This window comes from Enterobacter sp. LU1, assembly GCF_008271405.2.
Lineage (GTDB): Bacteria > Pseudomonadota > Gammaproteobacteria > Enterobacterales > Enterobacteriaceae > Enterobacter > Enterobacter hormaechei_C.
On the sequence record NZ_CP043438.2, the window covers coordinates 3,876,935 to 3,889,644 of the forward strand.

At 58.2% G+C, this 12,710-nt stretch carries 12 protein-coding genes; 2 read left to right on the forward strand and 10 right to left on the reverse strand.

Annotation, left to right across the window (positions count from 1 at the left end; genetic code table 11):
* The first annotated feature begins 78 nt into the window (after positions 1–78).
* A complete protein-coding gene (locus FZF21_RS18530) occupies positions 79–918 on the forward strand; it encodes an AraC family transcriptional regulator (protein ID WP_045615294.1) in 840 nt (279 codons plus the stop codon).
* Positions 919–959: 41 nt separating this feature from the next.
* Here the strand turns inward: FZF21_RS18530 and FZF21_RS18535 are convergent, their stop codons facing one another.
* From FZF21_RS18535 to FZF21_RS18555, 5 genes are read right to left on the reverse strand one after another with little or no spacing between them, the layout of a single operon-like run.
* The gene (locus tag FZF21_RS18535) at positions 960–1,835 is read right to left on the reverse strand and encodes a MurR/RpiR family transcriptional regulator (protein WP_015571883.1); all 876 of its coding nucleotides are present in this window, start codon (positions 1,833–1,835) and stop codon (positions 960–962) included.
* The gene (locus FZF21_RS18540; RefSeq protein ID WP_015571884.1) at positions 1,832–2,782 is read right to left on the reverse strand and encodes an iron-siderophore ABC transporter substrate-binding protein; all 951 of its coding nucleotides are present in this window, start codon (positions 2,780–2,782) and stop codon (positions 1,832–1,834) included. The genes FZF21_RS18535 and FZF21_RS18540 overlap by 4 nt, the downstream gene beginning before the upstream one ends.
* Positions 2,783–2,791: 9 nt before the next feature.
* Positions 2,792–3,832 carry an iron ABC transporter permease gene (locus FZF21_RS18545; protein ID WP_017384048.1) on the reverse strand — a complete coding sequence of 347 codons (1,041 nt, stop codon included), beginning with the start codon at positions 3,830–3,832 and terminating at the stop codon, positions 2,792–2,794.
* Positions 3,829–4,812 carry an iron ABC transporter permease gene (locus FZF21_RS18550; protein ID WP_063946003.1) on the reverse strand — a complete coding sequence of 328 codons (984 nt, stop codon included), beginning with the start codon at positions 4,810–4,812 and terminating at the stop codon, positions 3,829–3,831. The genes FZF21_RS18545 and FZF21_RS18550 overlap by 4 nt, the downstream gene beginning before the upstream one ends.
* Positions 4,809–5,621 carry an ABC transporter ATP-binding protein gene (locus tag FZF21_RS18555; protein ID WP_017384046.1) on the reverse strand — a complete coding sequence of 271 codons (813 nt, stop codon included), beginning with the start codon at positions 5,619–5,621 and terminating at the stop codon, positions 4,809–4,811. The genes FZF21_RS18550 and FZF21_RS18555 overlap by 4 nt, the downstream gene beginning before the upstream one ends.
* Before the next feature lie 384 nt (positions 5,622–6,005).
* Here FZF21_RS18555 and FZF21_RS18560 point away from each other — a divergent pair, with 384 nt between their 5' ends.
* Positions 6,006–8,135 (forward strand): TonB-dependent siderophore receptor, encoded by a 2,130-nt coding sequence (locus tag FZF21_RS18560; RefSeq protein ID WP_015571887.1) that lies wholly within the window; start codon positions 6,006–6,008, stop codon positions 8,133–8,135.
* A gap of 85 nt (positions 8,136–8,220) precedes the next feature.
* On the opposite strand, the gene parE is transcribed toward FZF21_RS18560, so the two are convergent.
* The 5 genes from parE to nudF are packed head-to-tail and all read right to left on the reverse strand — an operon-like array spanning position 8,221 to position 12,629.
* Positions 8,221–10,113: a DNA topoisomerase IV subunit B gene (gene parE / locus FZF21_RS18565; RefSeq protein WP_047738244.1), complete on the reverse strand. Its 1,893-nt coding sequence runs from the start codon at positions 10,111–10,113 to the stop codon at positions 8,221–8,223.
* Between the two features lie 28 nt (positions 10,114–10,141).
* Complete coding sequence (gene yqiA / locus FZF21_RS18570) at positions 10,142–10,723, reverse strand: esterase YqiA (protein ID WP_015571888.1); 582 nt, start codon at positions 10,721–10,723, stop codon at positions 10,142–10,144.
* Positions 10,723–11,550 carry a 3',5'-cyclic-AMP phosphodiesterase gene (cpdA, locus tag FZF21_RS18575; RefSeq protein WP_017384043.1) on the reverse strand — a complete coding sequence of 276 codons (828 nt, stop codon included), beginning with the start codon at positions 11,548–11,550 and terminating at the stop codon, positions 10,723–10,725. Before cpdA ends, yqiA begins: the two co-directional genes overlap by 1 nt.
* 27 nt (positions 11,551–11,577) lie before the next feature.
* Positions 11,578–12,000, reverse strand: a complete 423-nt coding sequence (locus FZF21_RS18580) for a DUF1249 family protein (protein WP_003862516.1) — start codon at positions 11,998–12,000, stop codon at positions 11,578–11,580.
* Positions 11,997–12,629 (reverse strand): ADP-ribose diphosphatase, encoded by a 633-nt coding sequence (gene nudF / locus FZF21_RS18585; protein WP_017384042.1) that lies wholly within the window; start codon positions 12,627–12,629, stop codon positions 11,997–11,999. Before nudF ends, FZF21_RS18580 begins: the two co-directional genes overlap by 4 nt.
* Positions 12,630–12,710: the final 81 nt, after the last annotated feature.

Sequence of the window (12,710 nt, forward strand, 5' to 3'; positions counted from 1 at the left end):
TAAACCTCCAGTTGAGAAAATTTAAAAAGGTGGTTTATAAAGACGATCAGACGGGAAAAAGTTGAGTTTTATTGCACTATGCGCGACACGCCGACATCCGACCTTCTGGAACTGATCGCCCTGAATGATACCGTGGCCTCGTTCAGCCGCCTGTTTGCCAATACGGTGCGCTACCATCACTGGCATCAGTGTCTGGAGATCCTCTATGTGGAAGAGGGCTTTGGCGTGGCGATTGTCGATAATCGTCACTACACCATGCGCCCCGGACGACTGTTTTTCTTCCCGCCTTTTACGCTGCACAAGGTCATGGTGGACGAACAGGCGGAGGCAATTTACCGCCGCACCATTATTCATCTCGACCAGCACGCGGTGCTGAAGATCCTGCGGGATTTTCCCCAGACCCGGCAGCGCCTGGAGCGGCTGTCACGCCGTGGCGGCGAAGCGTGGGTCGCCGATTTAGCCCACTGTCACCACCATATCCACCATCTGTTTAGCTGCTATAAACCGCCGATGAACGGCGAGAGCATCGCCAGCCTGCTGATCGGTCTGTTCGCGATGCTCCCCGACGATCACGACGGTGAACCGGGCAACAGCCAGGGGATCGCCAGCCAGGTAATGTTCTGGCTCGACGAGCATTATCAGGAGAAATTTCGTCTGGATGCGCTGGCCGAAGAGCTGGGTAAATCACGCAGTTACGTATCGCGAAGATTCCATGCGGAAACGGGCGAAAAAATTCACGACTACCTGAACACGCTAAGGTTGCGTAAGGCGTGCGAGTGTTTACTCCACACGGATTCGAGCGTGCGTGACATTGCCGCACAGGCGGGATTTTCCGACGTGACGTGGTTTATCAGCGCGTTTAAAAAGGGGATTGGCGAGACGCCGTTGCAGTACAGGAAGAACCATCGTGCGGTTTGACGCCCTCACCCCAGCCCTCTCCCACGGGGAGAGGGGGAAGATCAACCGCTCTTTTTCCCCGGCTTTAATCCGCGGTGTAACTCGTTGATGCGCTTCATCGACTTGATGGTGCGCTGCGGCTCGGTGGAGGCGACGGACAGAATAATCATCTCCAGGCACAGCAGCACCGTGCCGTGCAGCGGGATTTTGCCCTTCTCGCCGCCGCGCGGGACGTGGATCACTACGCTTGCCTCTTTGCTAAAGCGCGAGTCCGTGGCGTTGGTCAGCAAAATGGTGGGAATACCCAGGCGCTTCGCTTCGCGCAGCGTGGTCTGCCCCTCCCGGTGCGCGGATTTTTGCGCCATCATTACCAGCACGTCACCGCGCTGTAGGGCAATCAGCTGTTCGGCGAGGCCAATACCGGTGCGGTTGAGCGGGATCGCAGGCAGGCCTATACGGCTAAACAGTCGCGAGGTGTACTCAGCCAGAATGCCGGATGCGCCAATGCCAAAAATAGCGACCTGTCTCGCCTGCGCCAGCAGCGACACGGCCTGCGCCATCGCGTAGCGGTTGCCCGGTTCGGACAACACCGCGCAGGTGTGCTGATGGCCTTCCAGCACAAAATCGATGCTCGCGTCGACGTCGCTGGTAAGCGTGTTTACCGTGGTGGACATCTTCTCGCTGGAGGTGACCACCGGGCCAAACCACTGCTCCAGGGTCTGCTTGAGATCCCGCAGCCCACCAAACCCAAGCGCCTGAATGGCACGCACCACGGTGGCGTCCGAGGTGTGTAGCACAGCGGCAATCTCCATTGCCGTCTGCTCCATAACCGCTTCACGATTTTCATTGATATAGCTCGCCACCTGCAGCAGACGCGGCGTCAGCTGGTGCGCCCGCGAGCGGAGGCGGTCGCCGTAGACATCAATTTTTCGGATCATCGTGCGGCCTCCGGCAGCGGACGGCCCGCTATCTGCGACTGCACCTGCGCGGCCATCAGCCCCAGCGAGGCAAATGAATTTGAGATCGCTTCCTCGCGGGAGATGAGCACGTAATGCCCGGTTCGGCAGGCGTTGAGAAACTGACACCAGCCCGGCATCACCGCATCCATCGCCGCCAGCTCGTCCTGCGGTTTTCCGCCGGTGTCCCCGCGCCAGGTGGCAAAGACAAAATCAGCATCCAGCTCCGGCAGGCGCTCGGCGCTGACGTCGATGCGCCCGCCCTCCGGGATGCTCTCAATCAGCGGCGGGAACCTGAACCCTGCGTCGCGCAGCACGCGCCCAAGCGAGTGGTAGCTGTGCATGGCGTTGATTTTGCCCTGATTGGCCTGAATCACCGAGACGGTCAGTTTGCTCGTATCGATGGTCGCCTTTAGCGCCTCGATCTGCTCCTGATAGCGACGCTCCAGAATCTTCAGCCGCGCCTCTGTCCCGGTAAGCTGCGCCAGCTTGCGGTAGATCTCCGGCGCACCGCCGTCGAGGTGATCGATACTCACCGTCGGGGCAATTTTTTCCAGCTGTTCGACCGGCGTGTTGCGGGTCGGCTCGGTGATGATAAGATCCGGCTTCGCCGCGGCGATGGCTTCAATATCGATATCCGCGGTGCCGATGAATGTGATGTCGGAATTATCAAAATCGATGCCCGTCAGCATACCGCTGGAACGCAGAAAATGGCTGCCGTCCGGTCGGGTGCGGCCATGGCTGGCAACCGGCGGTACGCCAAGCTCGATCAGCGGAATGGTGATATCCAGGTCGTGCAGGGACACAATCCGCTTCGGGTTAACCGGCACCACCACGTTGCGGTTCAGGTCGTCAGTAAACGTCTGCGTTGGCTCTGCGGCTCCTACAGCAAAACCCACCAGCACCAGCATTGCAAAAAATACGCGCATTTTTATCCCCTAAAATCGATCCCGACGCTGCCAGAGCAGCAGCAGGAAAAACGGTCCGCCAATCAGTGAAATGACAATTCCCGCCGGCAGCTGCAACGGGAGAAATGCCAGCCGCCCGACGTTATCCGCCAGCAGCACCAGCAGCGCGCCCAGTACGGCACTTCCCGTCAGCAGTGCCGTTTGCCCTCCGCGCAGCAGCAGGCGCGCCATGTGCGGGGCAATCAGCCCGACAAAGCCGATACTCCCCACGCAGGAGACGCAGGCCGCGGTGAGCACCACGGGGGCAAACACGCGCAGCAGAGCGAGGCGTGAAGTCCGCACGCCCAGCCCCGTCGCAGTGTGGTTGCCGAGCAAGGCTACGTCTGCGGCGCGTGCGGTAAAGAGCAGCAGCGCAAACGCTGGCACTGTCCAGGCAGCAGCGATGCTGACCAGCGTCCAGCTTGCCGTATGCAGGCTCCCCGCCAGCCACAGCATCGCCGTCTGGACGTCGCGCACGTCGGCGGTCGTCATAAAGACCCCCATCGCGGCGGCAAACGCCCATGACACGCCGATGCCGATCAGGATGAATCGCGGGCGCGAGATATCACGCGCCAGCGCCACTACCAGCAGCGCGGTCAGCAGCCCACCGGCCATGCCGATAAGTGGACGCCAGTACGGCCCCAATCCCGGAAACTGAAAAATCAGCAGCAGCACCGCCGCGCTACAGCCCTCTTTCACGCCGATAAGACCGGGGTCAGCAAGGCCGTTGCGGGTAATGGACTGCATGGCCGCCCCCGCCATGCCGAGCATCGCGCCGCACAGCACCGCCATCAGCAGGCGCGGCAGGCGGATATCCATCACAATGTAATGCGCATCCGCCGTCAGACGTTCAGGATAAAACAGCGCACGTCCGATGGCGGAAGCAGGAATGGGCAGCGAACCGTGCGTCAGGCCAAAACTTAGCAGCAGGAGAGCGGCAAGCGATAATACGGCCAGATACAGCAGCGCCCTCGGGCGAACCAGCGCCGAGAAGGAGAAAAATCGTACTGCCCTCAATCCAGCCCGGTTCATTTGAACATCCTTGACGCCATAAGGATAAAGACCGGCGCGCCGACCAGCGCAGTCATCACGCCGGTTGCCAGCTCATACGGCGTAAACAGCGTACGGGCGGCGATATCCGCCATCAGCAGAACCAGCGCCCCGCAGAGGGCTGAAAGCGGCACCATCACGCGCAGGTCCACCGATACCAGACGGCGAATCAGCTGCGGCACCACGAGTCCGATAAACCCGATCGGTCCGGCAACTGAAACCGCCGCGCCGCACAGCAGGGCGATGGCCAGCAGCGCGAGCAGGCGCGTTTTCAGCAGCGACACGCCAAGCCCCTGCGCCATTCTCTCGCCCAGCGCCAGCATGTTCAGCGACGGCGACAGCCAGAGCGCCAGCGCAAAACCCACGGCAGCGGCCCCCGCGGCGCTAGCGATCGTCTCGCCGATGACTCCCGCCACATCCCCCGCAAGCCAGGTCCGCACGGCCAGCAGCGTCTGTTCATCCAGAATCAACACCGTGGCGGTTATCGATGAGGCAAATGCCGACATTGCCACGCCGCACAGCGTGACCTTCATCGGCGTGAGACCGGTACGCCCGGATGAGGAGAACGTTAGCACCAGCAAAAAGAGCGCGGCGGCGCCAGCTGCGGCTATCAGAGGGCGGCCAAACGGCAGCGACAGCCCGAGGGCACTCGTCAGCACCACCGCCAGCGCCGCCCCTGCATTCAGCCCCAGGATATGCGGCTCGCCGAGCGGGTTGCGGATCACTGATTGCAGCAGCACGCCCGCGACGCCGAGCGCCGCGCCCGTCACCAGGGCGGCGCATAGCCGCATCAAGCGCAGCCTGACGATCACGCTATGCTCAAAATTGCGCGGGTCGAAGTGGAAAAATGCGTCTACTACCGTCCGGGGGGCGATAACGCGCGCCCCGATGCTCAGGTGCGCAATCGCGCCTGCCAGAAGCAGCAGCGTAAAGAGAATAAAGGCCACAGATGTGCGCATCATGGTTTGTCGTCAGCCTGACGGAACGGCATAAAGAACGGCTTGCCGGTCAGCGGGTTAACCGACATATGCACGTCGACGTCAAACACCGCTTTGATTAGCTCCGGCGTGCAGGCGTCGCCCTCATGCAGTACCCCCTCGACCTTTCCCTGACGTAAAAAGACCAGCGAATCACCGTAATTCACGGCGAAGTTGAGATCGTGCAGAACCACCACCACGGTGCGCCCGTGCCGGCGCGTCAGCGTGTGCAGCAGTTCGAGGATCTCCACCTGGTAGCGAAGATCGAGGTACGTCGTGGGTTCATCCAGCAGGATATAGGGCGTTTGCTGCGCCAGCACCATAGCGATCCAGCAGCGCTGGCGCTGGCCGCCGGACAGGCTTTCAACCAGATGATGGGCAAACTCTGCCGTTCCGGTCAGGCGTAACGCCTCTTCCACGGCCCGCTCGTCTTCCTCGCTCCACTGGCGCATCACGTTCTGCCAGGGGAAACGTCCGCGAGAGACCAGCTCAAATACGGTTAACCCTTCTGGAAGCAGCGGAGACTGCGGCAGGATCCCGAGCTGGCGGGCGACCGCTTTGGTTGGTTGCGAGTGGATGGCTTTGCCGTCCAGCACCGCGCTGCCGCCGAGCGGCTGAAGCAGCCGTGCGAGGGTACTTAACAGCGTCGATTTTCCGCAGCCGTTTGCGCCCACCAGAACAGTCATTTTCTGCTGGGGGATCGCAAGGGAGATATCATCAACGATGATTTTTTTCTGGTAACCCGCGGAGAGGTTCTCAAGAACCAGTCCCGGCTTTTTGATGTAGTGAGCCACGTGAACGCCAACGTAAGAAAAAAAACCAACAAATAAAAATAAAACTCATTCTCTTTTGTGAGTTTGCCGCCGCTCCATGTAGTAGTCAAGCGAAGATACACCCTGTAAATCCCAGGGATAATTGAGCGTCACCGCACAAATTGAAATTCATTTTTATTAATTATTTTCAATACTTTAAACAAGAAATCGAAGCGTGTTAGCCAGAGAAAAACCTCTGTAGCGAAATTTTTATTTATTCCATTTACTACTACATGCCCTCATGCTTGAATGATTCTCAATTACAAGTCCGATGCCGTAGAGGCTAACGGACAGACCGTAAGGGCAATGACTCACACATTCTTCCGCGAGCATTTCATCGCAGGATATTTTGGGAAAACAGATGTAATGGCTAAGTTCACACCTTCATTCGCCGGGGTAAAAGGGCGCGCGCTCTTTTCACTCCTGTTCATGGCGCCTCTGGTGCACGCAGCAGCAAAAGACGGTGAGACGCTTACCGTCACTGCCGATCCTTACGCTTCCACCGACGCCACCAGCGGCTATCAGCCCCTGAACACCTCCACCGCCACGCTGACCAACATGCCGATGCTGGACATCCCGCAGGTGGTCAATACCGTCAGCGATAAAGTGCTGGAAGACCAAAACGCGACCACGCTAGACGAGGCGCTGTATAACGTCAGCAACGTGGTGCAGACCAACACCCTGGGCGGCACGCAGGATGCCTTCGTGCGCCGTGGCTTCGGCGCAAACCGCGATGGCTCGATCATGACCAACGGCCTGCGCACCGTGCTGCCGCGCAGCTTCAATGCCGCAACCGAGCGCGTGGAGGTGCTAAAAGGCCCTGCCTCGACCCTTTACGGTATTCTCGACCCCGGCGGCCTGATTAACGTGGTGACCAAACGCCCGGAGAAAACCTTCGGCGGCTCGATTTCTGCCACATCAACCAGCTTTGGCGGTGGTAGCGGACAGTTTGACGTCACCGGTCCAATTGAAGGTACGCGTCTGGCCTATCGCCTGACGGGGGAGTATCAGGACGAGGATTACTGGCGTAATTTCGGCACCGAACGCAGCACCTTTATCGCCCCGTCTTTGACCTGGTTCGGCGATGATGCCACCGTGACCGTGCTCTATTCGCATCGCGACTATAAAACGCCGTTCGATCGCGGAACGATCTTCGATCTCAACACCAAAAAGGCCGTCGACGTCGATCGCAAAACCCGCTTTGATGAGCCATTTAACGTGACCGACGGTCAGTCCGACCTCGCTCAGCTTAACGCGGAGTATCGGCTCAACAGCCAGTGGACCGCGAAGTTCGACTACAGCTACAGCCAGGATAAGTACAGCGATAACCAGGCTCGCGTGATGGCCTACGATTCAAAAACCGGCAACCTGACCCGCCGCGTGGATGCGACCCAGGGTTCGACCCAGCGTATGCACACGACGCGGGCAGATTTGCAGGGGAACGTGGACATCGCGGGCTTTTACAATGAGATACTGACCGGCGTGTCGTATGAAAATTACGATCTGCTGCGCACGGACATGATCCGTTGTAAGAATGTTAAGGATTTCAATATTTACAACCCGAGCTACGGCAGCCTCGGCAAGTGCACCACCGTCTCGGCAGCCGACAGCGATCAAACCATCAAGCAGGAGAGCTACTCCGCCTACGCGCAGGACGCGCTGTACCTGACCGATAAATGGATCGCCGTTGCCGGACTGCGCTACCAGTATTACACCCAGTACGCGGGCAAAGGCCGTCCGTTTAACGTCAACACCGACAGCCGCGACGACCAGTGGACGCCGAAGCTGGGCCTGGTATACAAGCTCACGCCGGCAGTCTCCCTGTTTGCCAACTATTCCCAGACGTTTATGCCGCAGTCGTCCATTGCGAGCTACATCGGCGACCTGCCGCCGGAAACGTCGAACGCGTATGAAATAGGCGCTAAATTCGACCTGTTCGACGGCATTACCGCCAACATCGCGCTGTTTGATATCCACAAGCGCAACGTGCTGTACACCGAAAGCGTCGGTGATGAAACCGTCGCCAAAACCGCGGGCCGCGTGCGCTCGCAGGGTGTCGAAGTGGATCTCGCCGGATCGCTGACCGAGAACACCAACATTATCGCCAGCTACGGCTATACCGATGCGAAGGTGCTGGAAGACCCGGACTACGCGGGCAAACCGCTGCCGAACGTACCGCGCCATACCGGCTCCCTGTTCCTGACGTACGATATTCACAATGCGTTTGCCGGGAATACGCTGACAATTGGCGGCGGCGGGCACGGCGTAAGCCGTCGTTCAGCAACTAACGGTGCGGATTATTATCTGCCGGGCTATTTCGTGGCGGATGCATTTGCGGCGTACAAAATGAAGCTGCAATATCCGGTGACGCTACAGGTGAACGTGAAGAATCTGTTCGATAAGACCTACTACACGTCGTCGATTGCGACCAACAACCTGGGCAACCAGATTGGCGACCCGCGTGAAGTGCAGTTTACGGTGAAGATGGAGTTTTGACGTAAAAAAGCCCGGTGGCGCTAACGCTTACCGGGCCTACGATCCTAATCCTCTCCCTGTGGGAGAGGGTTAGGGTGAGGGGACATCAGGCCTCTATATCCGCCATATCGCCTTTCTCCTGTAGCCAGTTACGTCGGTCTTCAGAACGTTTCTTAGCCAGCAGCATGTCCATCACGGCGTTGGTTTGCTGTTCGTCTTCATCGCTGATGGTCAGCTGCACCAGACGGCGGGTGTTCGGATCCAGCGTGGTTTCACGCAGCTGCATCGGGTTCATCTCGCCCAGCCCTTTAAAGCGCTGAACGTTCGGTTTGCCCTTCTTGCGTTTGAGCTGCTCCAGCACGCCCGCTTTCTCTTCTTCCGTCAGCGCATAGTAGACTTCTTTGCCAAGGTCGATACGGTACAGCGGCGGCAGCGCCACGTGGACGTGACCGTTTTTCACCAGCGTGCGGAAGTGCTTCACGAACAGCGCACAGAGCAGCGTGGCGATGTGCAGACCATCGGAGTCCGCATCCGCGAGGATACAGATCTTGCCGTAGCGCAGCTGGCTCAGATCGTCGCTGTCCGGATCGATGCCGATCGCGACCGAGATATCGTGTACTTCCTGCGAGGCCAGCACTTCATCAGACGAGACCTCCCAGGTGTTGAGGATCTTACCCTTGAGCGGCATGATCGCCTGATATTCACGATCGCGCGCCTGCTTGGCCGATCCGCCTGCCGAGTCCCCTTCCACCAGGAACAGCTCGGTGCGGTTGAGATCCTGGGCGGTACAGTCCGCCAGCTTGCCCGGCAGCGCGGGGCCGCTGGTCAGCTTTTTACGCACCACTTTCTTCGCCGCGCGCAGGCGACGCTGGGCGCTGGAGATCGCCATTTCAGCCAGCATTTCTGCGGCCTGAACGTTCTGGTTCAGCCACAGGGTAAACGCATCTTTCACCACGCCGGAGACGAACGCCGCGCACTGGCGTGACGACAGGCGCTCTTTAGTCTGACCGGCAAACTGCGGATCCTGCATCTTCACGGAGAGCACGTAGGCGCAGCGGTCCCAGATATCTTCTGCGGAAAGCTTCACGCCGCGCGGCAGAATGTTGCGGTATTCGCAGAACTCGCGCATCGCATCCAGCAGCCCCTGACGCAGGCCGTTGACGTGCGTCCCGCCGAGCAGCGTTGGGATCAGGTTGACGTAGCTTTCCGTCAGCAGCTCACCGCCTTCCGGCAGCCACAGCAGCGCCCAGTCCACCGCTTCGGTGTCACCTTCGAAATTCCCGACGAACGGTTTTTCCGGCAGGGTCGGCAGGCCGTTAACCGCTTCGCACAGGTAGTCGTTCAGACCATCGGCGTAGCACCAGGTTTGTTCGGTATTATTAACATGGTCTTTAAAGGTGATTTCCACGCCCGGGCACAGCACCGCTTTGGCTTTCAGCAGGTGCGTGAGACGGGAAACAGAAAAGCGTGGGCTGTCGAAGAAGCTTTCGTCAGGCCAGAAATGGACGCTGGTGCCGGTGTTGCGTTTACCGCACGTCCCGACGACCTGCAAATCCTGCACTTTTTCGCCGTTTTCAAACGCGATGTTATACACCTGGCCGTCGCGACGGACGTTCACTTCCACGCGCTTTGACAGGGCGTTAACCACGGAGATCCCCACGCCGTGCAAGCCGCCGGAGAACTGGTAGTTTTTGTTGGAGAACTTACCGCCCGCGTGCAGACGACAGAGGATCAGCTCAACGGCGGGAACACCCTCTTCCGGGTGGATATCTACCGGCATGCCGCGGCCGTCGTCGATAACTTCCAGCGACTGATCGGCGTGCAGGATAACGTCCACGCGTCTGGCATGGCCTGCCAGCGCTTCGTCCACACTGTTATCAATTACTTCCTGGCCCAGGTGGTTTGGGCGCGTCGTATCGGTGTACATCCCCGGGCGGCGGCGAACCGGCTCAAGCCCGGTGAGTACCTCAATGGCATCAGCGTTATAGGTTTGCGTCATGATTTAAGCTAGCAATTCGCATTGATTGTCAGTGGCTGTGCAGTCCAAGAAAATCGACAATCTGGGTGAAATGATCTTCAAAGCCCGTGAAAGCATGGTTACCGCCCTCTTCTACAGTCTGGCGGCAGGATGCGTAATACGCCACTGCCTGGCGGTAATCCAGCACTTCATCTCCCGTCTGTTGCAGCAGCCAGATAAGATCGGGCGCTTCAAGCGGGTCGACCTGCATAACTTTGAGATCGTAAATATGGCGTGACTCTAGCACATATTGTTGGCCGGTGTAGGGGTTCTCGTTTTCGCCAAGAAAGTCCCTTAACAGCTCAAATGGCCGGACCGCCGGGTTGACGACGACAGCGGGTAACATAAAGCACTGCGACAGCCAGGTGGCGTAGTAGCCGCCGAGCGACGACCCGACAACGCCAAACGATTCGCCGCCGTGTTCAAGCACGATCGATTCCAGCATCTCTGCCGCATCCGCCGGATAAGGGGGCAACTGCGGAATAATCATCTCCACGTGGGGATGATTCGCGCTTAGCCACTGGCGAAGCTGCGTCGCTTTCGCCGATCGCGGTGAGCTGTTAAACCCATGCAGATAGAGAAGCGTCGACATCAATAGCCTTCCGAAGCGGTATCCGGGCGGAATTGAGCCCCGGTCAGACGGCAAACTTCGGTGGTCAGCGAGCCATCGGCATGCAGCTCCAGCCAACGCCAGCCCGGTGCGATGGTATCCAGCGTAAAGTTGGCGCAGTGCGGCTTAAACTGCACGCAGGTAGAGGGCGTCGCGAGCAGGCGGCGACCATTCCAGTCGAGATCCTGTTCCTGGTGAATGTGCCCGCACAGCAAATTTTTCACGCGCGGAAATTTCGCCAGTACGCCGTCCAGCGCCGCAGAGTTGCGTAAGCTGTGCTGATCGAGCCAGCTACAGCCCGCCGGCAGCGGGTGATGATGCAGCAACAGCAGCGTATTGCGATTCGGTTCGGCGGCCAGTTTTGTCTCCAGCCAGTCAAGCTGATAGTCGCTCAACTCACCGTGCGGAACGCCAAACACCTGACTGTCGAGGAGCAGAATTTGCCACTGGTCCCCCGCAAAGACACATTTTGCCGGTGAAATCCCCGCATCCTGAAGCGAACTGTACATAGCGGGTTGAAAATCGTGATTGCCCGGTAGCCAGACGCAAGGCACGCTAAAGCTCGCAATCCCTTCAGCAAAATGCTGATAGGCTGCGGAGGATTGATCCTGCGCCAGATCGCCCGTCGCGACGATCAGATCGCATGGCCGCTTTTCAGCATGGATCGCGTCAAGAACCGCCTGATAACTCTCCCAGGTGTTCACGCCCAGAAGCGTCTCATGCTTTTCGGCAAAAAGGTGGGTGTCGGTGATTTGTAATATCCTGACTGGCGCCCCACCAGCAACAGTCAGGTTCAACAGGCTTTCCAAATGGTGTCCTTAGGTAGGTTTATGACGCTAACAAACCGGAATCGCCATTGCTCCATGTGCTAAACAATATCTTAGCCAGTCGGCTAAAAACTGGTTAATTTGATGCTTTTCGTCGCGTTGATGCAACTTTTTATTCGGGTAATCATACCGCGCTTTAAAGCGAAAGATCTGCTGGCTTGAACACACTTCAGCGACCATCGCGTCATGATAAAGACGTACCGTCATCGACGGCAGGCTCCAGTAGCTGATGCTCGGCGCCGTTTGCTCAATCTCCACCAGCGTAGTGTAGCGCGTTGATTCTGTTATCGTTAACCGATACTGCGCGTTGCTCACCTGATAGCTCACCGTTTCGCCGGGCGCGTCGTTTCGCGGCAGCAGGCGGCGCAGCTGGGCGAAATTGGTTTCGCACAGGCGCATCATTTCTGGGAAGTCAGGTGTATAACGCTTCATTTTTTCCACTCGTGTCGTAATGTCTGATAATGCAGCTGTAGCCATTGCAGGGCGATGACAGACGCTGCGTTGTCGATTTTCCCCTCTTCTACCCACTGGTAAGCCTGCTCCCGACTCACCACATGAACCCGAATATCTTCGTTTTCATCTGCCAGACCGTGGATCCCTTCCGCTGTCTTGGCGTCCACTTCGCCCACCATAATAGATGAACGTTCCGTTGTCCCACCCGGGCTTGCCAGGTAGCTCAACACCGGTTTCGTCCGGCCGATCGCCAGGCCCGCTTCTTCCAGCGCCTCACGGCGAGCGACGTCTTCGACCGACTCACCTTCTTCGATCATCCCGGCCACCATCTCCAGCAACCACGGCGTATCGCTGGTATCATAAGCCGCAATACGCACCTGTTCGACCAGCACCACTTCATCACGCACTGGGTCATAGGGTAGCAACACAGCCGCATGCCCGCGCTCAAAAATTTCGCGTTTGATTTCACCGCTCATCTCACCGTTAAACAGACGATGCCTGAAACGGTAAAGTTCCATTGAAAAAAAACCGCTATAAAGCGTTTCTCGTGCAATAATTTCTACATCGTTTTTGGCGAAGGTGACAGGCACGTTTTCTGGTTTTTGCATCGGTCGAGTCCTGGTAGCAATGGTGATGAAATTGTGAATTTCAAGGCTGTTTGGCTGCCGTTTGTATGGCTATATGGTAGA

Excerpts from the sequence above, each read along its gene's own strand:
- FZF21_RS18530 (WP_045615294.1), top strand. The coding sequence starts at position 79 with ATGCGCGACACGCCGACATCCGACCTTCTGGAACTGATCGCCCTGAAT.
- FZF21_RS18535 (WP_015571883.1), bottom strand. The coding sequence starts at position 1,835 with ATGATCCGAAAAATTGATGTCTACGGCGACCGCCTCCGCTCGCGGGCG.
- FZF21_RS18540 (WP_015571884.1), bottom strand. The coding sequence starts at position 2,782 with ATGCGCGTATTTTTTGCAATGCTGGTGCTGGTGGGTTTTGCTGTAGGA.
- FZF21_RS18545 (WP_017384048.1), bottom strand. The coding sequence starts at position 3,832 with ATGAACCGGGCTGGATTGAGGGCAGTACGATTTTTCTCCTTCTCGGCG.
- FZF21_RS18550 (WP_063946003.1), bottom strand. The coding sequence starts at position 4,812 with ATGATGCGCACATCTGTGGCCTTTATTCTCTTTACGCTGCTGCTTCTG.
- FZF21_RS18560 (WP_015571887.1), top strand. The coding sequence starts at position 6,006 with ATGGCTAAGTTCACACCTTCATTCGCCGGGGTAAAAGGGCGCGCGCTC.
- parE (WP_047738244.1), bottom strand. The coding sequence starts at position 10,113 with ATGACGCAAACCTATAACGCTGATGCCATTGAGGTACTCACCGGGCTT.
- yqiA (WP_015571888.1), bottom strand. The coding sequence starts at position 10,723 with ATGTCGACGCTTCTCTATCTGCATGGGTTTAACAGCTCACCGCGATCG.
- FZF21_RS18580 (WP_003862516.1), bottom strand. The coding sequence starts at position 12,000 with ATGAAGCGTTATACACCTGACTTCCCAGAAATGATGCGCCTGTGCGAA.
- nudF (WP_017384042.1), bottom strand. The coding sequence starts at position 12,629 with ATGCAAAAACCAGAAAACGTGCCTGTCACCTTCGCCAAAAACGATGTA.